We start from the raw sequence: 22770 nt of genomic DNA, 5'->3' as shown, positions 1-22770 counted from the left end.
CTTTCTACAGGAGAGCGATGATGCGCTATGCATATCCGGGCAGTAAAGAGTCACTGATTACCCTGAAGCCGCAGTATGGCAATTACATCAACGGGGAATTCTCCGCGCCCGTGAACGGTGTTTACTTCACGAATACCTCCCCGGTCAATGGATCGGTGATTGGCGAATTTCCCCGGTCTGACAAAGACGACGTTGAAAAAGCTCTGGATGCGGCGCACGCCGCTGCCGATGCCTGGGGAAAAACATCGGTGCAGTCGCGCTCTCTGACGTTGTTGAAAATTGCCGATCGTCTGGAACAGCATCTGGAAACCCTGGCTGTGAATGAAACCTGGGACAACGGTAAGCCAGTCCGTGAGACGCTGGCCGCTGACCTGCCGCTGGCGGTGGATCATTTCCGCTATTTCGCCGGATGCCTGCGCGCTCAGGAGGGTACAGCGGCAGAGATTGATGAATTTACTGCTGCCTACCATTTCCATGAACCGCTGGGCGTGGTGGCGCAGATCATCCCGTGGAACTTCCCGTTGCTGATGGCGGCGTGGAAACTGGCACCCGCGCTGGCGGCGGGCAATTGCGTGGTGCTGAAACCGGCTGAGCAGACGCCATTGTCGATTACCTTGTTTGTTGAACTGATAGGCGACCTGCTGCCCAAAGGCGTGCTGAATGTGATCCACGGATTTGGCCGCGAGGCGGGTGAAGCACTGGCGTCCAATCCGCGTATCGCCAAAGTCGCCTTTACCGGTTCAACCGCCACCGGCGGGCATATTCTTGAACTGGCGGCGAAAAACCTCATCCCGTCCACCGTGGAGCTGGGCGGTAAATCGCCGAACATCTTCTTTGAAGACATTATGCAGGCCGAGCCGTCCTTTATTGAGAAAGCCGCCGAAGGCGTGGTGCTGGGCTTCCTCAACCAGGGTGAGGTCTGTACCTGCCCGTCACGTGCGCTGGTACAGGAGTCGATTTACGAACCCTTTATGGCGGCGGTGATGAAACGGGTAAAAACCATCAAACGCGGTGACCCGATGGATACCGATACCATGGTCGGCGCGCAGGCTTCACAGCAGCAGTTCGATAAAATTCTCTCTTATCTGGATATTGCCCAGAAAGAGGGCGCTGAAATTCTGGCGGGCGGAGGGGTGGAAAAACTGGAGGGCGATCTTGCCACCGGTTACTACATTCAGCCAACTTTGCTGAAGGGGGACAACAGTATGCGTGTCTTCCAGGAGGAGATCTTCGGGCCGGTAGTGGGGATTACCACCTTCAAAGATGAGGCTGAGGCGATTGCGATTGCCAATGACTCTATTTACGGCCTTGGCGCGGGCGTCTGGACGCGTGATATCAACCGTGCTTACCGCGTAGGGCGGGCGATTAAAGCCGGGCGCGTGTGGACCAACTGTTATAACCTCTATCCGGCACATGCCGCATTTGGTGGGTATAAGAAATCGGGTATTGGTCGTGAGACGCATAAAATGATGCTCGATCACTACCAGCAGACCAAAAACCTGCTGATCAGCTACAGCATTCAACCACTGGGTTTCTTCTGAGTGACCTGGCCGGGGTTCCCTGGCCATCTCCATTGGCGTCCTTCATCAATGACTAGCTGGCATGACGCTGATTAATGAACTGTGAGATCTGCTCTTTGGGCACCGCTTCAGAGAACAGAAAACCCTGGAGTTGGTTACAGCCAGCACGGGCCAGCGCGGTCATCTGCCCGGACGTTTCCACGCCTTCGGCGGTCACGATCAATCCCATCGCATGGCCCAGTTTCACCACGGATTCGATGATGGCACTGGAGTTACTGGTCACGCCCAGCGACTGGGTAAACGAGCGGTCAATTTTGATTTTGTCCACGGCAAAATGACTGAGGTAGTTGAGGCTGGAATAACCCGTGCCGAAGTCATCAAGGGCAATGCGGAACCCGGCTTCACGCAGCTCATCGATAATCTTCTTCGCGGCTTTTTCATCGTCAATCAGCACCCCTTCGGTGATCTCCAGCTCAATATGCGACGAGGAAATCTGCTCCTTCCTGACGATAGCCTTAATGCGATCGACAAAGCCGAGTGAGCGAAACTGCAATGGGGACACATTGACGGCGATGGTTAAATCCGGCCACAGGCGGGCAACGCGGCAGGCTTCACGCAGCACCCATTCTCCGAGCGGGGTGATCAGACCAATATCTTCCGCTATCGGGATAAATTCCGTCGGCGAGATCATGCCGTGAACCGGATGTTGCCAGCGCATCAGCGCCTCCAGCCCCACGACCTTTTGCCCGCTGATATCCATCAGAGGCTGGTAATAGACGTTCAGACCCTGTTTGGCCTGCAATGCATGCCGAAGGTCAGCGCCAATCTGTTGACGGGTTTTGAGCGACTCATCCATCGATCTTTCAAACAGGCAGTACTGTCCACGCCCCTGATTTTTCGCTTCATACAGCGCGATATCCGCTTTGCGCATCATCTCCATCCGTTCGGTGGCATCATCAGGCGCCAGCACCACGCCAATGCTGATACCTACCCAGGTTTCATTTCCCAGTAGAGTAAAAGGATGGCTCATTACATCGAGAATTCGCTGGCACAGCGCAGTGGCTTCCTGCGTTGAAGTGATGTCTTTTTGAATAATAACAAATTCATCGCCCCCCAGGCGGCCCACGGTGTCGATATGGCGCACCAGTCCGTTCAGGCGATGGGCAACCTCAATAATCAGTTCATCACCTGCCTGATGTCCAAAGGTGTCATTGATGATTTTAAAACGATCGAGATCGAGCAGCAGCACCGCCACTTTATCCTTCTGCCGTGAGAGGCGCACCAGTGCCTGGGTCATGCGTTCTTCCACCAGTGCCCGGTTGGGCAGGCCGGTCAGCACATCATGAAATGCCAGATGCTGTGCCTGCGCTTCGCTGGCACCCAACTGGAGGAGGGAATCTGAGAGGCGCACGGATGACACCCACAGCCGACGTATCATCAGAATACAAATCAGGGTGATCACCAGCGACACCAGCAGCACCAGCGGTGTCATCACCTTCAGCATTCGTGAGCCGGGGCGGTCAGCCTGCCATTGCAGGTTGCCGATCGGGAACCCGTCGAGAGCGGTGAGCGGATAATGGCCGGTCCCGGCTACGGGCGTGAGACTGTCGGTAAAATTCAGGCCGTGCAACAGACTCCGCTGTGCCAGTGTCTCCAGCCAGGCGCTGTTGAGACGGCGAATACTCAGCATTGAATATTGACCGCTGTCGGCGGCGTCGCCGCTGATCTGCCCGATAGCAACAATCGCCGGGGCATTATCGATCAGCGCGAAGCCCACCCGATCACGGCGCCCGCTATTTGGGCTGTGCGCGTGCAGCAGACTTTGCTGAAAAGGGCGGACGGGGAAGGCAATATGGCCGAACTGCTCCACCGGCACATTACGCCCATCCTCCCACAGATATACGGGGTTGCCCGAAGCATCCAGCAGAGAGATGATTTGATGGTCAAACATGGTGAACAGCCAGGCACCGACATTCTCATTCAGCCATTGAATGTCATGCGTCCCCTGCGCCAGGCGATCGGCCAGCGGCTGCCACTGCGTCAGACTGCGTTGCTGTTTAAGCATATCGCTCAGGCTTTGTGACATCGTGGTCTGAATAATGTGCTGTTGCTGGATGGCTTCGTCGTTATTGGTGCGTGCGCTCGCCCAGTACAAGGTAACAATGCCAGCACTAAAGGTGATAAACAAAACGACAATCAGAGGGAGCAGCACTTCTTTGATGAATTGCTGACGAAAATTGTCAGAGATCTTCATGATTTTAATCATCCAGGAGGCTCTTGAATGTGGCTGGAAGCACTGTAATGAGGCTAGCATAAATGGCAAAGTGCGCGGCTTCGGGGGCGCGGGGATTTGACCCAGGATTGATTTTTCAACCGATTATTTGTTTAGTTTGTGTTAAGTAATAAAATAAATTTATCAGTTTTGCGTAAATACGGGTGTTGGCGCCAGGCTAATGCCTCGCCCCCACGGTATTTTGATGATGACGGTGGTGGGGAAAAGGTTATCCGGTTGACTCTCTTCACCGCTGATAATGTCATCATAACGTCTAACCCAAATTTCCCTCCTCTCTGTTGATGATTTGGTTAATGGTGTTTAAGGGTGTTTCAATCGGATTTGTCTGTTTTTCATCTTTCACGGTGAGTCTTTTTACCTTTCATCTTGGGTGTTTTGTCGTAGCCTGACACTAAAAAGTGTAAAGAACCCTGTCATCAGATCGATCGGCTGTGCGACGACGTGATGGCCTTTGCATGGCTAACATGACGATTTTGTTAGGAAACAGGACCAGAAAAAAAATGTGTATTCACTCCTTGCTAAGATAATCCTCATTTCAGTGTTACGGCATGAAATACTTATGGGCTGAGATTTATCCTGAACGGGAGGCGGGTTTACAGAAGGTTAATGCTGTTGCAATGACGTTTTTTACTGAATGAACCCATGATGAATTCATTAATTATTTATTAATGAATGTTTTAATCTGTGACGTAATTCATTAGCCGTTTATGATTCGTTTATAAATAGATTAATTAATGATTGCCAGTATCTTGTTTATCTTTCGTTTGGGTTGTTCTTATGTAGTTCTAATAATGTTCCAGGTATTTTCCTAAACCCTTGTTCCGCACCGGAAGGCGCGTTGATCTTTGCCGTTTTCTGGTGTTAATTAAACAGATTCCCAAAACGGTGAGACAAATGAGATGACGCAAAAAAATCTGTCGGTGATTATCCCTGCGTATAACGTGGCGAATTATATTGTCGAATGCATTGATTCTTTGCTGGCGCAAATCCCTGCGCCGAATGAATTAATTATCATTAATGACGGTTCGACGGATGACACCCTGGCACGAATAGAAAAACATTACGCCCGGGAAGAGCAGGTCCGTATCTTCACCATCCCTAATGGCGGATTAGGTCAGGCGCGCGATTACGGTATTGCGCTTGCAGAGGGTAAATACATCTTCTGTTGTGATCCTGATGATGTCGTTTGCGAGGGGTTTTATGAGGAGTTAAGTCAAATTACTGCACTTTATCCGGAGCTGGAACTCTTCTGCTTTAATTCACTCATGTTTGAAGACAATAATCCGGCACGTATCTATCCTAAAGTGCAGCATCACCAATTTGGCTTGTTACGTGCGCAGGATATTTTCCAGGGCCTGCTCAATAGTGGCGCTTATACATCCGCTACATGGAATTATGTTCTTAAAAAAGAGATCATAGACCGGTTTCATTTAAGATACATTACACGGTTGCATGAAGATCATAGTTTTACCGTAGAGGCATTTATGCGCTGTCGTATTGCCTGGGTGAGTCGGCATCTTTACTATCGGCAACGTATTCGCAGTGGCTCACTGACGAATAGCCATAAAAGTGACAGTTTTTTTCGCCAACGCTATGACGCCTTTCTCGGTTCGTATGAAAAACTCGTCAAACTGACCGATGGTGTGAATGAGAAGGCCGAGCTTCGTCGTCTTTATCTTATTCACTCATTCAGATTAATGATCCACCTTTCCCTGGCCAGTGGGCAGCGAGTGCCCGACTATGTGATGAATGCGATTTCTTATTTCGGGAAAACACTGAAGCCGGAAGGTGCGGTCAACTGGCTGCTGTTAAGACAACCCGAATTATATTCTCATCTGATCAGGATAAAGCGGAGTCTGCGTAAGGCATGAATGATTTTTTACACAAGGTCAGAGACTGATGGCTAAAGTAATCGATAAAAGTCTGTTAATTAATGTGCTGTCATTGCTGGCCTATCGCGGGACATCCTTTATCTTCCCGCTGGTCACCCTGCCGTATCTGGCGCGCATTCTGGGCGTTGAGCATATGGGGCTGCTGGCGTTGGGCCTGGCGTGCGTGATGTACTGCAGCACGATTTCCGACTGGGGGTTCAATGTCTACACCACCAAGGACATTGCTCAACATCGTGACGATAAGCAGCGCGTGACGCAGCTATTCTGGTCGACGTTTAATGCCAAGTTACTCCTGGGCTGCTCAACGCTGGCGATTTTGCTGTTGGTCACCTGGTTTAACCCGGCGTGGCACGCGCTGTTCTTTATCGTGCTGGCGAACTCTACGGTGCTGTTTGGCCAGCTGCTCTCTTTTGGCTGGCTGATGCAGGGGTTTGAAAAACTGGGTAAAACCTCGATTATTTCCACCCTCGGGCAATTCTGTTCCATCCCTCTGACGTTTCTGCTGGTGAAAACGCCAGAAGACACCTGGCTGGCGGCCTTGATCCCGGGCGTAGTGGCCTTTATTACCGCCATCATCACCATGAGCCTGGTGGTGCAGATGCGGGTTATCGGTTTCTACCGCTTTGAACCGCGCGAAATAATGCAACGCATCAAAGACAGCCTGCATGTGTTTCTGGCGATCTTTGGTGCCAACATGTTCAACAACATTAACGTGCTGATCCTCGCCAGCATGACCAGCACCTATATGGTGGGGCTGTATAACGGTGCTGACCGTCTGAAGAAAGCCGCTAACTCAGTGCCGGAACAGATAGGCAATGCGTTCTTTCCACGCGTCAGTCACCTGTTTCATAAAGACCGCGCCGCTGCGATTGCCGCAACGCGGAAAAGCATCAGTCTGTCGTTTCTGATCAGTCTGTTTATCGTGGTGTTGACCTTCTTTTTTGCGGACTATGTGGTACGGATCCTGTTGGGGACAGCGTTTCATGACTCAGCCAATGTGCTGCGCGTGGCGGTGTGTGGCTTTATCTTTGGCAATATCAGTTACCCGGCCGGACTGCAAATCCTTATCCCGTACGGCCTGGCGAAACAGCGTATGCATGTGATGTTTATTGTCGGGCTGATTAACATCCCGATCTGCTGCCTGCTGGCATGGCAATATGGTGCCATCGGCGCGGCCAGTTCCCTGGTGCTGTCAGAGTTTCTGGTGTTTGCCGGCATCCTGCGCATTATGGTGAAGCACGATATTCTGAAGGTCTATCTTGCCCGGCCAGCGGGATTTAAGCAGCCAGGCAATGAACAGACATAAATCTGACGTTAGTCGCGGCGAAGGCGTGACTGACGCCAGTTCAGTAACGGCGTGACGGAAATACCATGTACCACCACGCTGGCAACGATAAGCGTGAACGCCATATCGGCCATGCGTGCCGCCTCCGGGCCATCCAGCCCGTGGGTATAGGCCCAGGCAATGTAGTTGATACTGCCAATGCCGCGTATCCCCAGCCAGCCGATGGTGGCGCGTTGTAACGGCGGGGTATCGGCTCCCAGTGTGGCAAGCCAGACTGAGAGCGGCCGGATGGCGAAAAACAGCAGGGCAGCCAGCAGGAGCCCGGTAATGTTCCAGTGCTGGGCCAGCGTCACACCCAGCACAATAATAATGGCCGCGGCAAACAGGCGTTCAATTGTATCGCCAAATGAAAGCGCATCGCTCACCACCAGTCCGGCCGATCCGACCGGATTGGTCTGTTCCCCCTGATGGCGGGCATTAGGATTGACCAGTTCCTCCGCAGGTGGATGGTAATCACTCTCCTGAAACTCTTCCGTTGGAAAATGGCGTACCACGCGCATCTCGGCGCGGCGTAAACCGACCCCGGCAGCAAAGGCCGACAGAAAGCCTGAGGCATCCAGAGACTGTGCAATGGCGTAGCTGAGTGCAATCAGCGCCAGCGCGAGAAAATCATTGGGGGCGACATCCTGATGCGTATGGCGCAGGTGCGAGGCATACTGCCCAATCAGTCGACCCAGCACAAAGCCGATCAGGCTTCCTCCTGCCACCGCCCAGAGAACATCCACCAGCGCCCAGTGGCTGAATAACGCCCAGGAGATTTCTCCGCTGCCGGTGAGCAGCAATACTGCCAGCATCAGCAGTGGCAGGGCGGTGCCGTCATTCAACCCGGCTTCACTGGAGAGCGAGACGCGCAGATTATCGTCATCGCGTGCGTCGTTCACCGAGATCAGACTGGCCAGCACCGGATCGGTGGGGGCCACGATAGCGCCAAACGCCAGCGCCAGCGGCCATGAAAACCCGGCCAGCCAGTGTGCTGCCAGCGTGACGCCCGCCACGGTGAATAGCATCCCGGGAAAAGCCAGCCGCAGCCCCATCCGCCAGCCGGGACTGTTCAGCGGCAGGCGCAGTTTTAGCCCGGTAATAAACAGTGAGGCCGCCATTGCGATTTCAGTCAGATTTTTTGCGAGGTGGGCATGAGCAGCAATATCAATCTGTAGCAGGTTAAGCACCCAGGGGCCACACAGTATCCCGGCGATTAAATAGAGAGCAAAAGCCGTCACTGGCCCCCGGCTTATCCAGCCCGATGCCAGCGACATCAATAATAACAACCCCCCTGTGGCAGCGGTCCATCCAAGAAATCCCATCTTTTCTCCTCTTGAGATAATGCATTGTTCTAATGTGCTCTATACAGGATAGAGCTTTTCCAGGCTTTGCCTGGACAAAGCGTGCGCGGGAAGAAAAGGAAAGAAATTTATTATGATGAGTCAGTCGCCCTATTCTGCATTCTCAGGTTGTTGCGAAGAAAGGGCGACGGTTCTGCGTTTTTTTACCGCACGTGAGGGGGGCTGGCACAGGCTGCAAATAAAACTGCCGGTTGGCTGATGCGAATGATTGATAAAACTGCCGCCACAGCATTTGCAATCGGTTAATTCCAGCATGCGGCCCTCAACAAAACGAACCAGAGTCCAGGCGCGTGTCAATGCCAGCAGTGGGGTTTTGTCCTGTTGCGGGCATTGCTCCAGGTAAATGCGATAGGCTTTGATCACGGCTTCTACGCCGGAACACAACCCGCTTTTTACCATGAACTGCCAGGTGTTACAGAATAACGACGAATGGATGTTTTGTTCCCAGGTCATAAACCAGTCGGTAGAGAAGGGTAACATTCCTTTAGGTGGAGAACATCCACGCACCTCTTTATACAATCTAATTAAGCGGGTACGGCTCAGGTGTGTTTCGCTTTCTAACATTTGTAAACGGGCACCTAAGGTGATGAGCTCCATCGCCAACTGAATATCGTGCACTTCCTGTACAATGCTTTTTTGTGTCATTAATTCGCCGCTCTCTATTCCCGATGTTCATTATCTTCCGATATTTCGCGTAATAAATTGCTCGATAGCAGGATGCTCGCATGAATGTGTTGTAAGTCATCCACGCGTGATTCCTGAGTAAGGCGACTGATTGACATGTGGTCATGAAAACGAAACTGGCACACCAATTGATTGGTCTCTGCCAGCCTGAGCATTTGAGTTAAGTTCAGATTCGCCAGCGCATCGGCCATTGGCCCATCGATACCCAGGCGGAACATAGCTGAAGCTTTCTCATGGATAATTAAACGTTGTGCGAGAAGTAAGTATGAAAAATTTATCTCGTAAATATTTTTGAGTAATTTAGAGGTGCCCATTTTTTATCCTGACTGACGCAGTTTTTAACGTGTACGGCTTAGGCCGTTACCCAGGTGCAATATTGGCTTTGGTTGTTGTTAACCAAACTGTATTAAATAAAAATATTTTAGCCCTGTCAATCGATGTTATTACAAGGGGCTCATGTCGTCTATTGGTATTTCTTGAGGGTGAGTGGTGCAGCATTAATTATACGGATTTTTCGTTATCTTCCTGGCGTTTTTATTGTTCTGGTTTTTTTTGATATGAAAATCCCCAGTGGATTTATTGAGTGAGAGAATACTGTGCGTAAGGTTTTCGTGTTACGTGGAGATTCATGCTGATTAGAGTTTGATGTAGCGTGTTGTGGCACCAGTAATGAGTTGGTAATAAACCAAATTTTCACTCTATATAGAGTGGGTTTTTTTTGTTTGCTATGAAGAATCCGAATATTTCCTGTTTCTTATGAATGATGCATCTTGATCATTTTTAATGAGATTACATGTCAAAAAAAACACCGCAATCCATTACGACCGTTTTTCTGGTAAATAAATGAGCGTGATTTAAATCTACGAGGGGTCAGAAATCTGGAAGCCAGGACGATCTCTTCTGATAAATGCTCTGGAAATATTTAATCAATACTGGAAGTAATTAATTTTCATTTGTCGTCCGGTTAAGTCTCTTGAAAAGATATTTATTTCCGGCAGAAAGTCATACTCTCTGCCGGGGCAGCGATTAGCGACGTGCTGCCTGCGCCAGCGCTTCCAGTTGCGCGGTCAAATGGTGGCGGGTGCTTTCATCGGTAATGGTATCGCTCGCGGCATCAATACGGTTGGTGGCCTGGCCAATCATAATTTCGGGTTTATTCAGCACCTGGGCGTTAAGAAAGACCATGCTCTGACGCAGATGATACTGCGCACGTGCGCCGCCAATCATCCCCGGAGAGGCACTCTGGATCGCTACCGGTTTATTGGCAAATGGGTTATCCGGAAGGCGTGACAGCCAGTCGATGGCATTTTTTAGCGCGCCCGGCACCGAATAGTTATATTCCGGCGTCACGATCACCACGCCATCGGCGGCGGCAATCGCTTTACCCATTTCCAGTACCGCTGCCGGGATGCCTTCATCCTGAATATCGGCGTCATAGTGCGGTAAGTCGGCAATGGAACCGAGTGCGTGAATCTCAACCCCAGTCGGAGCCAGCGCAGGGAGGTTGCGTGCCACGACGGCATTCAGTGAGGCTTTACGCAGGCTACCCAGCAGGGTGACAAACGTCAGTTTGGCGTCTTCAGACATCATATTTTCCTTTAATCAGTGTAAGAACAGTGAATCACACAGCGCCATCGTGCCCGATCTTTCAGGGTTTACGGCAATGTGCGGTCAATAAAATGAATCATTCTGTGCCGGGTAACGGCGCAAGGATTGTCATCACGCGCCCGGAGGTATAGTGTTAGCACACTATTCATGTTTATCACCATCGGTGAATATTACCGTTGCGTGACCCGCTAAACCGAGGTTGTTTTGTCCAGCTATTCTCCAGTCCAGCGCCCAAGACGCTTGCGTCAGTCTGCTTCTCTTCGCACTTTGTTCCAGGAAAATACCCTCAGCCTGAATGATCTGGCTCTGCCGATCTTCGTTGAGGAAGGTCTTGATGACTACAAACCCATTACTGCCATGCCGGGCGTGATGCGTATTCCTGAAAAACGTCTGGCGTATGAAATTGAGCGCATTGCGAAAGCGGGTGTGCGGTCAATCATGACCTTTGGGATTTCTCATCATACGGATGCGGACGGCAGCGATACCTGGAATGAGAACGGACTGGTGGCGCGGATGTCACGTATCTGCAAACAGACCGTGCCGGAAATGATCGTGATGTCCGATACCTGCTTCTGCGAATACACCAGCCACGGCCACTGCGGCGTGCTGCACGACCACGGCGTGGATAATGATGCCACGCTGATTAACCTCGGCAGGCAGGCAGTGGTTGCCGCGGCGGCGGGTGCAGATTTTATCGCGCCCTCTGCAGCAATGGACGGGCAGGTGGCAGCGATTCGCCACGCACTGGATGCAGCAGGCTTTACTGACACAGCCATCATGTCTTACTCCACCAAGTTTGCCTCTTCTTTCTACGGCCCGTTCCGTGAAGCGGCAGGTACCTCGCTGAAAGGCGATCGTAAAACCTACCAGATGAACCCGATGAATCGCCGTGAAGCGATTCGTGAGTCACTGCTTGATGAAAGCGAAGGTGCTGATGCGCTGATGGTGAAACCCGCAGGCGCCTATCTGGATATCCTGCGCGACGTGCGTGAACGCACGCAATTGCCGCTGGCGGCTTATCAGGTCAGCGGTGAGTACGCGATGATTAAATTTGGTGCGCAAGCGGGGGCAATCAATGAGCTTGACGTGACGCTCGAAAGCCTGGGTGCCATTAAACGCGCCGGTGCCGATATTATCTTCAGCTACTTCGCGCTGGATCTGGCTGAGAAGAAAATCCTTTCCTGATTTAACGGGGCCAGCAATCTGGCTGGCCCCCTTTTTATCGCTTATTCGACGCGCAAAACGTCGGAAACCAGCTTCACTGACTCAATATTAGAAAAATTCGCCACATCAGCCACAAACTCTTCGCCATGTTCAGCGATGACCTGTTCAAACGTCTCGATATTCGCACAGTAAATATGGCAGGCCGCGATAAATGGCGCGTTGTTATCCAGCGGCGTATCAATTTCATAGCTCAGACAACGTTCACCCATCCGTGATTTGATCAGCGGCAGGTGCACATCGCGATAATAATCATGGTCGAAATGGGCATCGGCCTGACGTGGATAAAGTACGCTGAATTTGATCACAGGTTTCTCCTCTGGTTAAGCAGCCACATAGGATGCTAAGAAAAAGATTATAACCAGTGATGGGCGAAGCGGGTTAGCGCATTGAGCGCTGCTGGCTGGGTGTTTGCCCAAACACCTGTTTATAGCAGGTGGAGAAGTGATTGCTGTTGGCAAAGCCACACAGATAGGCAATATAGGTAATGCTCTCCTCCGTATTGATGATCTTTTCCCGCGCCGAAACCAGCCGCAAACGCTTAATGTAATTGTCGGGCGTAAGTCCGGTGGTCTCTTTAATCTGGCGTTGCAGTGTGCGCTTACTCAGATAGAACTGTTCGCTTAACGCCTCCCAGTCAATCTCTTCAAAACAGTGTTGTTGCAGGAAACCCAGCAGTTTGTGCAACTTGTATTTGGTCTGGCTTTTGGTGTGTTCATCCTGCTGGCAGGCCATATTCATCAGCAACTGAAAGAAGCAGGCTTCCCGCTAGCCGCTGTTCGTCTCCTCGTGGCGGGTTTGTTGACCGCTAAAAAGCTGTCCGATCATCTGTTTACACTGAGCCTTGGTTTGCGGCAGCAGCCAGTGATAACTGCCCGGCTGGGTTGCATCAAAACGCGCCAGTAACGCCCCGACATTGTTCAGCCACTGAAACGGCTGCTGGCGGTTGATCAGCACATTGATCAGGCGCAGTGTGCCCAGCTCATCATAGAAATGGCAGTCACCATCCTTAACAAAGAAAACGTCACCCTCCTGGATAAAATGAGGTTTGCCGTTAATCACATGCAGACCATGCCCGCTCTCAACGATCACCAGCTCATTAAATTCATGGCGGTGCTCACAATTGTTATCTTCCGGGTCACTGGTATAGAGGGAAAACTGGTCACGCGCCGAGCTGAAATACTGGTCAAGCCGCAGGTTATTCATCTTTCACACATCTCACTCACTGATATCCGTTCAACTTAAGGGATTTCTCTAAGGTGGGCGAGTCGGGTTTATCATTTTGTGATCGCTATCGGGGGCACCTTTCCCGCAGCGCCAGTCCCGCGTTTTACCTGGCGGTTTCAGAATAGATCGCCCGCCAACCGTGGCTCTACACTCGCTGACTCTTGAACCGGTTAAAGGAGTCTGTTGTGGTCGCTGCCATGCAAAAACATCGTGAATTACGCACCCGCACTCATGCGGCATTTCTTACCCAGGCCGATGCCATGCGGCCGACGCTTTATCGTCAGCGGGTTATGCCGATTTCTGTCGTCAACATGATACCCGATGCGCTGACTCTTCACGGCTGGCGCAGTGAAGCGCGCTTTACACCGGAGCAACTGAGCCAACAGACGTTTGCCAGCGGTGATGAATTTATTGTGGATTTTGGTCAGCATTGCGTGGGGCATCTCTCGCTGCGCTGTGAGGCGGCAGGCAGTCCCCCGGATGCCCCCGCGCACCTGCAATTTATCTTCGGCGAAATCAGTGCGGAGGTCGCAGAGCCGTTCTCCCAATACGATGGCTGGCTCAGTCGCAGCTGGCTGCAACAGGAGGACAGTTATCTGGATGTTCTGCCCGTGGAGATGACCCTGCCGCGCCGCTACTGCTGCCGCTATATCAAAGTGCGGGTGGTTTCGACGTCACCGAAATACGGTCTGCGTTTCCCCACTTTCCATTTCGACACCGTCAGCTCCGCCAGTGACAGTACCCTGCAACAGGTACAGATTGCCGATCCCTTATTGCGGGAGATCGATGAGATCAGCGTGCGTACGCTCAAAAACTGTATGCAGGATGTCTTCGAAGATGGCCCGAAGCGCGATCGACGGCTGTGGCTGGGCGACCTGCGCTTACAGGCGCTGGTCAACTATCCCACCTATGCGCACAACGACCTGGTTAAACGCTGCCTCTACCTGTTCGCCGGGGTAACGCGCGAAGACGGTATGGTCTCCTCCAATCTGTTTATGCAGCCGCAGGTGATCGCTGACGATACTTTCCTGTTCGATTATGCGCTGCTGTTTGTCGCCACGCTGGAAGACTACGTGGCTGCAACGGCTGACCGGGCAACGCTGGACGATCTGTGGCCGACGGCGCTGCGCCAGATTGAGCTGTCGCTGCAACGTCTGGACGAGCGCCATATTCTGCGTGACAGCGAAGACTGGTGGGCGTTTATCGACTGGCATGAACAGCTCAACAAACAGGCCGCCGCGCAGGGCGTGCTGATCTATGCCCTGCGTAAAGGGATACAGCTGGCCCGGCGCTGTGATAACGCCAACATCGCCTGGCTGGAAACCACGCTTGAACGCGTCAGCCAGGCGGCACTGACCCATCTGTGGGATGACGAGCAGGGCTTTTTTGTCAGCGGTGAAGCGCGGCAGGTTTCCTGGGCTGCGCAAGTCTGGTTGATCCTCGGTGAAGTGGGGGACGTGGCATTTCGTCGGCAGCTGTTAGCCCGCTTGCAGCGCCATCCCCCGATGATAAAAATGCACACGCCTTATATGATGCACCACTTTATTGAAGCGCTGCTCACTCACGGTGAACGTGTGCAGGCTGTTGCTGAAATTAAACGCTATTGGGGCGGCATGGTGCAGGCCGGGGCGGAGACCTTCTGGGAATTATATGACCCGGATAATCCCGACTATTCACCCTACGGCAGCAAATTAATTAACAGCTACTGCCATGCCTGGAGTTGCACCCCGGCATGGCTGATTCGTCACTTTGAACTCTGAACAACAAATAACCTATAAATTCTGAGAGATGATTATGCCAACTTCACTTTTTGCTCTATGGCGTCAGCGGCTGGGCTACGGGGTAGCCGATCTATCCTGCAACCTGGTCTGGCAGTTAATTTCGTTGTACCTGATGTTTTTCTATACCGATATTATGGGGTTGCCTGCTTAATACGCCGGGCTGATGTTCCTGGTGACGCGGCTGGTGGATGGCGTCGCCGATGTGCTGATGGGGCTGGTGATTGATAACACGACGACCCGCTGGGGACGTTGCCGCCCCTATTTATTGCTGGGGGCGCTCCCTTTCGGGCTGCTGTGTATGCTGGCCTTTTATTCGCCGGAGCTCTCCACGACCGGGCGTTTACTCTATGCCTTCGTCACCTATCTGTGTCTGTCATTCCTTTATACGTTCGTGAATATTCCCTACAGCGCAATGCTGCCGTTTATCACCAGTGATTCCCGGGAGCGCACCACGCTGTCGGCGGTGCGCATTGTGATGGGATCGCTGGGATCCACGCTGGTCGCGGTGCTGACGTTGCCGCTGGTAAAAAGCCTCGGACAGGGGGATCAGGCACAGGGTTTTCTGTATACGGCGATGATTTTTGGCGGCATTGCGGCTTTTTTCCTGCTGCTCAGTTTTCGCAGCGTGGAGGAGCGAATTCAGGTTCAACAGGAGCGTATGACGTTACCGCGTGCCTGGCAGGGCCTGAAAAGTAACCGACCGTGGGCGGTATTTGCCGTGAATATCTTCCTGATGTGGGGGGCGTTCTTCTTCCAGACCGGGGCGTTGGTCTATTTCTTTAACTACTACGTGGGGGACGTCAATATTACGGCGGTGGCTGCCGGGATCTCCACGTTTGTGCCGTTGCTGGGGACGTTGACCGTGCCGTTACTCGCTGCGCGGATGAAAAAATGTCACGTCTATCTGCTGTCCAGTGCCATCAATGTACTGGGAATGCTGGTGATGATCGTTGCAGATACGCATGTCACGGGTCTGCTGGTGGGGGCCACCATCCTCTCCATTGGCGCCGGGCAGCGAACCGCGATCTACTTCTCCATGCAGGCCGATCCGGTGGATTACGGTGAATGGAAAACCGGGATTAATACCGCCGGGATACTCACCTCCGTGAACGGCTTCCTCGGCAAAGTGGCGATGGCGGGCGCCGGAGCGATAACGGGTATCCTGTTGTCACTGGGCGGCTACCATGCCAACCATGCGCAGAGTACAGAGGCGCTGCTGGCGATTAAAACCTGCTATCTGTATATCCCGCTAGCGCTGATTATTTTGTCGATGATCTGGATGGGGAAATATTACCGACTGGACAACGACTACGAGAATATCCGCGCGGAATTAGCGCGTCGTAAAGCCTCGTCTGCCACCGGGAACTCACCTTCAGACCCGGATTCGCTGCCCACCCCGCAGCACTGATCACCTTCAAACAGGAACGGATAATGCGTAAAACTCCTCTTTACGTGGTGCTCTGCTGCGCGCTATTTAGCTGCCCGATGACCCAAGGCGCCACAGGATTGACCATAGAACAACGCCTGGCATTGCTGGAGCAGCGGCTGGAAAAAACGGAAGCAGAGGCCAGCAGTGCACGCCTCAGCGCGCAGCAGGCGAGTGAAAAAATGGCCCAGGCCGAGGCGCGCGCCGTGCGTGCAGAACGTCAGCTGGCAGCGGCACAGCCGGCAGCATCGCCTGCTGCCCCAGCGGTAGCGGCCACTGAGAAAGACAATGGGTTTGAGTTTTCCGGCTATGCCCGTTCCGGCGCATTGCTGAGTGGCAGCGGACGCGGTGCTCACGGTGGGCCGGGGGTTTCTCCGGCCAGCTCTGTCGGCGGCGACGCGCATGTTGGCCGTCAGGGCAACGAGAAAGACAACTATGTTGAGCTGAGTTTCATTAAGAACCTGACGTTTAACGATGGCTCCTGGGCCAGATTTAAAACCATGCTGGCCGACGGCGCGAATAATCCCGATCCATGGGTACAGGATAATGACAGCCACCATCTGAATATTCGTCAGCTGTATGTGGAAATGGGTCGCCTTGCCGATTTCGGTGGTCCGGTAAAAAATGCCACGCTGTGGGCCGGTAAACGCTTCGATCGCGATAATTTCGATATCCACTTCACCGACAGCGATATTGTCTTTCTGGGGGGCACAGGCGGTGGGATAAACGACGTGCAGTGGACGCCGGGCTTCCACAGTAACTTCTCGCTATATGCGCGTAATTTTGGCGATCTGGGCAGCGACCGTTACAACGACAACGATGTGCAGAACGTGATGCTGACGGCCAACAACTACTGGGGCAATTTGCAATGGATGCTGACGGGGATGAGTGCCCAGGGCAACGATGACCTGCAAGACAACACCTCGACCACTGGCAGCTATGCCACCCGCAGCGATAACACGGCCAAAAATGGCGTCTATACGATGCTGGCCTGGCATGACAAACAGCATTTTTATGGTCTGCTGCCCGGCACTTCAGAGAGTGCGTTGCAATATGGTCGCGGCCTGGGGGCTGAAGCACGGCAGCCGGGAAGTGATGGCGATCTGACGCGTGATGCACAGTCTCTGCGCTTCGCCTCTTACGGTATTGTGCCGCTGAGTGAACGCTGGGAACTGGCACCGTCAGTGATTGCCCAGCACAGTGAAGACCGTTATCGCGAGGGGGATCGCTATGACTGGGCAACGTTCAATCTGCGTGCTTCACAGGCTATCAGCCGCAACGTTGCGCTGCTGTATGAAGCGTCCTGGCAGTATATGGATCTCGACCCTAATGGCAGAAGCTATCGCAGTGATGGCGCGCTGAATCAATACCAGGCAGTGAAAGGGGACTTTTACAAGCTGACGTTTGCCCCGACCTTTAAGGTGGGTGACGTGTTTGATATTAAGGCGCGACCGGAAATCCGTTTCTTCGTGACGTATATGAACTGGTCGAAGGATCTGGATCGGTATGCAGTGAATGATGATTTTGGCAGCGCCGGGTTTAGTGCAGGAGGGAACTGGAGTTTTGGCGTGCAGAGTGAAATCTGGTTCTGAGTGAGGCTGGCGGTCCGCACCCTGCGGACCGCCAGGGTAATCAGTGCCCCATAGGAACATTAAATGACTCGGTGTTTTTATCACCTGCCTTAGTGCCCAGCAGTTCTGATTCATCCACGTTGACATTGAACTGTTTCAGGACCAGACCGTGAATTTTCTCCAGCGACACGCCAGCCGTCTCTGGCAGATAGCGGAAGGTAAAGAAGTACATACCCAGCGAGAAAATGGCGAACAGCAGCAGCGGGAAACCACCGTGGAACACCTCCAGCAGGAAGGCGTTGCTGTTGAAAATCGGGAAGGTGGTACTGATGATAAAGTTAGCCATCGACATCATGCAGATGGAGATACCGACGCACACCGAACGGATTTCCGTCGGGAAAATTTCGCCCAGCACGGTCCAGACGATCTGGCCCCATGAAATACCGAAGAACACCATGTAAGCGAACAGACCGACCACCGCCAGCAGGCCAGGCAACTGATAATAGAAGGCGACAAACGAGTAGGTCAGAAACACGCTGGAGGCGATGGCACCCATCAGCAGCAGCTTGCGGCGTCCCACCCGGTCAATCAGTGACATACCGATCAACACCCCGACCAGCTGACAGACGGACAGCCAGAAGGTCACCAGCAGCGCGCTGTCGGTGCTGGACGAGACGTTTTTCAGCAGGGAGGGGCCGAAGTACTGGATCACGTTGATACCGCTAATCTGATTACCAATGGCCAGGCCGATACCGATCACCAGCAGAGGCACCGTGGTTTTATCAAGACGGAATTTGGTTTTGTGCTGGTTAGCCGCCTGGTGGCTGAAGGAGCGTTTGATTTCGCTAAACACGGTTTCAGCATGTTGTTTATTCGAGATTTTAGTCAGCGTGTCCAGCGCGGCTTTATCACGCCCTTTGAGCACATTCCAGCGTGGTGATTCAGGAATAAACAGAATACAGAACAGGAACAGCGCGCAGGGGATCAGTGCCGTGGCGAGGATATAGCGCCAGCCCATATCGGTCATGGCTTCCGGTGTCATGGATTTGTTGATGAAGAAGTTGGTTAACAGCACCACTGACTGGCCGCCAACGCAGCAGACAGCGTACAGCGCTGAGGTGCGTCCGCGAAACTTCGACGGTGACAGCTCGGCCAGATAGATCGGGGAGATGACCGACGCCAGACCAATCGCCAGCCCGCCCAGCATGCGCATAATGACGAAGGTGGTGAAGTTATGTGCCACCACGGTGCCCGCCACCGACACGGTGAAGATAAAGGCGGTGATCGCCAGTGAGTTTTTTCGGCCCAGTTTATCGCTGAGTTTTGGTGCGATGAAACAGCCGATCAGGCTGCCGAGCAGAATATTCGACACCGCCCAGCCGGTTTCGCTGGGGGAAAGCTGGAAATAGTCACTCAGTGGTTCGATAGCACCGGAGATCACCGAGGAGTCATACCCCAAAAGCAGCCCACCAAATGCCGCCACCGTGCAACAGAGCATTACGTACTTCATATTATAACGCGTTTGCCTGGTATCCATTTTTTAACCCTTTTCAAAGCTGGCCACAGAACGGCCTGTCACGATGGAACTGCGATTCCCATCTCGTTTTATTCGTTAACTTAGTGGAATGTATGTTCTATTCGGTACGTATTGAATTGAATATTTCGAAATTTGTGAGCGGGTTAAAACTATTTAACCGATTGTTGCAGCGAGAGGCGCTATTCGTGTGAGATAAACAAATTCCATTACCTCTGGTTATGGAAGGATTGAAGGGGTAAAGTAAAAAATGAATTTAATCAGTTATATGTAAAATAGTTACGAATAGGCATTATTACAAAATCGCAGTGTTGGGGGCGGGGATAACCGTTTTACTTTCAGGGGGGATACTATCAAAACCTCTCATTTAACGGATTAAAACTTTCAAATAAGGGTTTTTTTCGTACTGCATGGAATTTACATTCTAATTATTGATCTAAGCCGATATGGATCCCGAGGGCGGTTAGTGTGCTCTCAATGCCCATGGAAAAATATCGGCAAGCGGGTGAATACCGGACAGGGGTAGGCGCGATCAGCCGGATTCTCTGAGCACCAGTTCGCCCGAAACGACAATACGCTGAGGCGGCAGGTCGCTTTGCTGGATTTTACGCAGGATCAGCGCAGCGGCCTGTCGGCCTGTTTCATCACTGGCAGAAGAGACGTAAGTAAAGGAGGGGGAGCTGAGGTTAATCTGCAACATATCTTCAAAGCCCAGCAGCGACACCTGCTGAGTCAGAAATACATCTTTCCCGACGGTACGGCCCACCTGATGGATGCCGTTCAGGCAGCCAATAATGGCATGTGATGAGTGGCACAGCAGGGCGGTGATCTTATTATTGCTTTCCAGTAAGTGCCGGGTGGCCAGCCGGGCCGCATTGGTCTCTTCCTGACAGGAAGGCGTTAATTCTTCTTTATATGGTAAGCCGTAATGCTGCAACGCCATGCGGTAACCGGCCAGACGCTGAGCGCGGATCTGACAGCGCTCTTCCCCGCCAATATAAGCAATATTTCGATGCCCACGCTCAATCAGATAGCGTGTGGCCTGGGCCGCGGCCTGGCGGTTATCCCGCATCACCAGATCGTACTGACCTTCGATCATCGCCTGAGAAACGGTGACCAGCGGCAGTGAACAGTGGCGAACGGGATCGGGTAAGGTGAGCCGCGTGGCATTACTCGTGAGATAAATAACCCCTGCCACACCCTGGCGGTTGAAGGACAACAGACACTGGACCAGGCGCTCTTCATCATCCTGAGGATGGGCAAGAAACACCATATAACCCTGCTGCTCCAGCGCCTGCACAATGCTGGTGATCACCTTCAGGTTAAAGGTATCGCTAAAGTCACGCACGATCAGACCAATCAGATTGGAGGTATTAGAGCGCAGGTTAGCGGCGGCAACGTTATGTACGTAGCCCAGTTCAGCGATGGCCTCTTTTACTTTTTCAATGGTTTGCGCTGAAATCTTCCCTTTTTGACGGAGTACCAGCGACACCGTGGAGACGGAGACGCCCGCCAGTTTTGCCACATCAATGATGCTGACCTTCTTCATTGCAATCCTTGAAAAAAACGCCTCTCCCGTAGCATACAGGAGACGACGATTTGTGCCAGTTACCGCCCGGTCAGCTGCGTCATTTGCTGGGCGATAAACTGCGCCCGTGCACCGAAGATCACCTGAATGCCGTTATCCCCGACGAACACCACGCCGCGTGCGCCCAGATGATACAGCCCGTCTTTATCAACCAGCTCGCTGTCTTCGACTTCCAGTCGCAGTCGTGTGATACAGGCACCCACGCTGCCAATATTTTTGCTGCCTCCCAGCAGACCGACGATCTCCGTCGCCAGTTCGATATCGCTCTTATCTCCGGCATTAGCGGTGATATCAGTGCGGCCCGGTGTTTTCACGTCCAGACGGCGGATAACAAAACGGAACACAACGTAGTAGATCACCGCCATTGGCACACCGACGATCACGGCGCTGAGGAAGTTGGTCTGGAAGCCATTAAAGGAAGGCAGAATACCGAATGAGATATAGTCAATCAGCCCGGCCGAGAATGATTTGGCGATATGTGCATGCAGCAGGTACATACACATATAAGAAAGGCCCGCCATAACGGCGTTAAACACATAGAGGATCGGGGCGACGAAGATAAAGGTAAACTCTACCGGTTCCGTGATGCCGGTCAGGAAGCAGGTCAGGGCGGCAGAGAACAGAATACCGGCGGCAATTTTTTTGTTTTTGGTATTAGCTTCGTGGTACATCGCCAGACACGCAGCGGGCAGAGCGAACAGCATCAGCGGGAATTCCCCCTGCATAAACTTACCGGCGTTCTGATAGCTGTTGCTGCTAAAGGATTTGGTGCCTTCTTCCAGCATCTTGAACCAGATAGTCTGATCGCCGTGGATAAGCTGCCCGGCCTGGGTGGTGTAGTCTCCGAAGGAGTACCAGAAAGAGGGATACCAGATATGGTGCAGGCCCAGTGGGATCAGTGCACGCTCGACCAGACCAAAAATAAAGGTCGACAGCGCCTGATTATCCCCATTCACCACAATCGACAGGGCATCAATGCCGGCCTGGATATGTTGCCAGATATAAGGTAAGACCAGCCCGAGCAGGAAAGAGAGGAATGCGGTGGCGATAGCGACAAAACGTTTACCGGAGAAGAAACCGAGAAACTCAGGCAGTTGTAAGGTGTGAAAACGGTTGAAGCACCATGCCGCGAGGACGCCGCATATCAGGCCGCCGAACACCCCCATCTGTAATGTCGGGATGCCGATCACCATCGCGTACTTACCGCCAGTGGCGGCCATTTCCGGTGTAATGTGCATCACGGTGCCAATCGTCATATTGGTAATCAGCACGGAAACGGTGGCGGCCAGCGCCGCGATACCGGATTCAGAAGCCAGACCGACAGCCGAACCGACCGCAAACAGTAGCGGTAAGTTATCGAAGATCACCCCACCGGCATTCATCATCAGCGGCAGATGGAATTTATCCCCGAAGGCCAGTAACAACCCCGCTGCGGGCAGCAGTGAAATGGGCAGCATCAGCGCGCGGCCTATCATCGACAATTTTGAAAGCGATTTAACGAACCCGGTAAAAAAACGCATGGTGTCTCCTGCTGGGACAGAGTTTTAAGTATGAGTGTGCGTAATTAAAGTCAGTAGAACGTTTTAGTAGAACGTTATACCTATAGTTGTGTAGTGCGTTTATTTCCGCAACGAAAATGTCACAGCGGGTCAGATCAAATTGTTATTTTATGACGCAGCTCTGAAAAGAGCGGCGTCGGGCAGGGGGGGAAAGGGGGATGCCGGGAAAAGAAAAGGC

Annotated in this window: 15 protein-coding genes and 2 pseudogenes; 7 read left to right on the top strand and 10 right to left on the bottom strand. The window is 52.6% G+C overall.

Features of this window, described 5'->3' with window-relative positions; translation table 11 throughout:
- The first annotated feature begins 20 nt into the window (after positions 1 to 20).
- A complete protein-coding gene (exaC, locus tag WH279_RS18125; protein ID WP_339458778.1) occupies positions 21 to 1541 on the top strand; it encodes an acetaldehyde dehydrogenase ExaC in 1521 nt (506 codons plus the stop codon).
- A 52-nt stretch (positions 1542 to 1593) separates the two neighbouring features.
- On the opposite strand, the gene WH279_RS18120 is transcribed toward exaC, so the two are convergent.
- Positions 1594 to 3774, bottom strand: a complete 2181-nt coding sequence (locus WH279_RS18120; RefSeq protein ID WP_339457922.1) for a putative bifunctional diguanylate cyclase/phosphodiesterase — start codon at positions 3772 to 3774, stop codon at positions 1594 to 1596.
- A 938-nt stretch (positions 3775 to 4712) separates the two neighbouring features.
- Here WH279_RS18120 and WH279_RS18115 point away from each other — a divergent pair.
- Together WH279_RS18115 and WH279_RS18110 are read left to right on the top strand one after the other, a co-directional pair.
- Positions 4713 to 5684, top strand: a complete 972-nt coding sequence (locus WH279_RS18115) for a glycosyltransferase family 2 protein (RefSeq protein WP_200642347.1) — start codon at positions 4713 to 4715, stop codon at positions 5682 to 5684.
- A 28-nt stretch (positions 5685 to 5712) separates the two neighbouring features.
- Positions 5713 to 7011, top strand: coding sequence for a flippase (locus WH279_RS18110; protein WP_339457921.1), 1299 nt, complete (start codon positions 5713 to 5715; stop codon positions 7009 to 7011).
- Positions 7012 to 7019: 8 nt separating this feature from the next.
- Here the strand turns inward: WH279_RS18110 and WH279_RS18105 are convergent, their stop codons facing one another.
- The 4 genes from WH279_RS18105 to WH279_RS18090 all read right to left on the bottom strand — a co-directional run bounded on the left by WH279_RS18105 (position 7020) and on the right by WH279_RS18090 (position 10664).
- Positions 7020 to 8354, bottom strand: a complete 1335-nt coding sequence (locus WH279_RS18105) for a cation:proton antiporter (protein WP_200642349.1) — start codon at positions 8352 to 8354, stop codon at positions 7020 to 7022.
- Between the two features lie 129 nt (positions 8355 to 8483).
- Positions 8484 to 9038, bottom strand: coding sequence for a flagellar transcriptional regulator FlhC (flhC, locus tag WH279_RS18100; RefSeq protein ID WP_200642350.1), 555 nt, complete (start codon positions 9036 to 9038; stop codon positions 8484 to 8486).
- Positions 9039 to 9052: 14 nt separating this feature from the next.
- On the bottom strand, positions 9053 to 9391 hold the full coding sequence (flhD, locus tag WH279_RS18095; protein WP_200642351.1) for a flagellar transcriptional regulator FlhD: 339 nt from the start codon (positions 9389 to 9391) through the stop codon (positions 9053 to 9055).
- 712 nt (positions 9392 to 10103) lie between these two features.
- A complete protein-coding gene (locus tag WH279_RS18090) occupies positions 10104 to 10664 on the bottom strand; it encodes an NADPH-dependent FMN reductase (RefSeq protein ID WP_339458775.1) in 561 nt (186 codons plus the stop codon).
- 225 nt (positions 10665 to 10889) lie between these two features.
- Between WH279_RS18090 and hemB the strand changes: the two genes are divergently transcribed.
- The gene (gene hemB, locus WH279_RS18085) at positions 10890 to 11870 is read left to right on the top strand and encodes a porphobilinogen synthase (protein WP_339457920.1); all 981 of its coding nucleotides are present in this window, start codon (positions 10890 to 10892) and stop codon (positions 11868 to 11870) included.
- A 41-nt stretch (positions 11871 to 11911) separates the two neighbouring features.
- Here the strand turns inward: hemB and WH279_RS18080 are convergent, their stop codons facing one another.
- Together WH279_RS18080 and WH279_RS18075 are read right to left on the bottom strand one after the other, a co-directional pair.
- Entirely contained in the window at positions 11912 to 12214 is a 303-nt protein-coding gene (locus tag WH279_RS18080) for an EthD family reductase (RefSeq protein ID WP_339457919.1), read from the bottom strand.
- A gap of 73 nt (positions 12215 to 12287) precedes the next feature.
- Positions 12288 to 13112, bottom strand: a pseudogene (locus tag WH279_RS18075) (helix-turn-helix domain-containing protein).
- A 206-nt stretch (positions 13113 to 13318) separates the two neighbouring features.
- Between WH279_RS18075 and WH279_RS18070 the strand changes: the two are divergent.
- The 3 genes and pseudogenes from WH279_RS18070 (at position 13319) to WH279_RS18060 (ending at position 17932) form a co-directional block, all read left to right on the top strand.
- Entirely contained in the window at positions 13319 to 14893 is a 1575-nt protein-coding gene (locus WH279_RS18070) for an alpha-L-rhamnosidase-related protein (protein WP_445235238.1), read from the top strand.
- Between the two features lie 34 nt (positions 14894 to 14927).
- A pseudogene (locus WH279_RS18065) lies at positions 14928 to 16322 on the top strand (MFS transporter).
- 23 nt (positions 16323 to 16345) lie between these two features.
- Positions 16346 to 17932 carry a carbohydrate porin gene (locus WH279_RS18060; RefSeq protein ID WP_339457918.1) on the top strand — a complete coding sequence of 529 codons (1587 nt, stop codon included), beginning with the start codon at positions 16346 to 16348 and terminating at the stop codon, positions 17930 to 17932.
- Between the two features lie 40 nt (positions 17933 to 17972).
- On the opposite strand, the gene WH279_RS18055 is transcribed toward WH279_RS18060, so the two are convergent.
- The 3 genes from WH279_RS18055 to WH279_RS18045 all read right to left on the bottom strand — a co-directional run bounded on the left by WH279_RS18055 (position 17973) and on the right by WH279_RS18045 (position 22553).
- Positions 17973 to 19448 (bottom strand): sugar porter family MFS transporter, encoded by a 1476-nt coding sequence (locus tag WH279_RS18055; protein WP_200642357.1) that lies wholly within the window; start codon positions 19446 to 19448, stop codon positions 17973 to 17975.
- A 529-nt stretch (positions 19449 to 19977) separates the two neighbouring features.
- On the bottom strand, positions 19978 to 20994 hold the full coding sequence (gene malI, locus WH279_RS18050; protein ID WP_200642358.1) for a Mal regulon transcriptional regulator MalI: 1017 nt from the start codon (positions 20992 to 20994) through the stop codon (positions 19978 to 19980).
- A gap of 59 nt (positions 20995 to 21053) precedes the next feature.
- A complete protein-coding gene (locus WH279_RS18045; protein ID WP_200642359.1) occupies positions 21054 to 22553 on the bottom strand; it encodes a PTS transporter subunit EIIC in 1500 nt (499 codons plus the stop codon).
- Positions 22554 to 22770 lie beyond the last annotated feature (217 nt).

Source organism: Erwinia sp. MYb375 (genome assembly GCF_037479175.1).
GTDB lineage: Bacteria > Pseudomonadota > Gammaproteobacteria > Enterobacterales > Enterobacteriaceae > Erwinia > Erwinia rhapontici.
The sequence above is the reverse complement of the archived record's forward strand: the minus strand, read 5'-3'. Positions and strand labels throughout refer to the sequence as shown.

Coding starts and splice junctions, on each gene's coding strand:
- exaC (WP_339458778.1), top strand. CDS start 21: ATGCGCTATGCATATCCGGGCAGTAAAGAGTCACTGATTACCCTGAAG.
- WH279_RS18120 (WP_339457922.1), bottom strand. CDS start 3,774: ATGAAGATCTCTGACAATTTTCGTCAGCAATTCATCAAAGAAGTGCTG.
- WH279_RS18115 (WP_200642347.1), top strand. CDS start 4,713: ATGACGCAAAAAAATCTGTCGGTGATTATCCCTGCGTATAACGTGGCG.
- WH279_RS18110 (WP_339457921.1), top strand. CDS start 5,713: ATGGCTAAAGTAATCGATAAAAGTCTGTTAATTAATGTGCTGTCATTG.
- WH279_RS18105 (WP_200642349.1), bottom strand. CDS start 8,354: ATGGGATTTCTTGGATGGACCGCTGCCACAGGGGGGTTGTTATTATTG.
- flhC (WP_200642350.1), bottom strand. CDS start 9,038: ATGACACAAAAAAGCATTGTACAGGAAGTGCACGATATTCAGTTGGCG.
- flhD (WP_200642351.1), bottom strand. CDS start 9,391: ATGGGCACCTCTAAATTACTCAAAAATATTTACGAGATAAATTTTTCA.
- WH279_RS18090 (WP_339458775.1), bottom strand. CDS start 10,664: ATGTCTGAAGACGCCAAACTGACGTTTGTCACCCTGCTGGGTAGCCTG.
- WH279_RS18060 (WP_339457918.1), top strand. CDS start 16,346: ATGCGTAAAACTCCTCTTTACGTGGTGCTCTGCTGCGCGCTATTTAGC.
- WH279_RS18055 (WP_200642357.1), bottom strand. CDS start 19,448: ATGGATACCAGGCAAACGCGTTATAATATGAAGTACGTAATGCTCTGT.
- malI (WP_200642358.1), bottom strand. CDS start 20,994: ATGAAGAAGGTCAGCATCATTGATGTGGCAAAACTGGCGGGCGTCTCC.
- WH279_RS18045 (WP_200642359.1), bottom strand. CDS start 22,553: ATGCGTTTTTTTACCGGGTTCGTTAAATCGCTTTCAAAATTGTCGATG.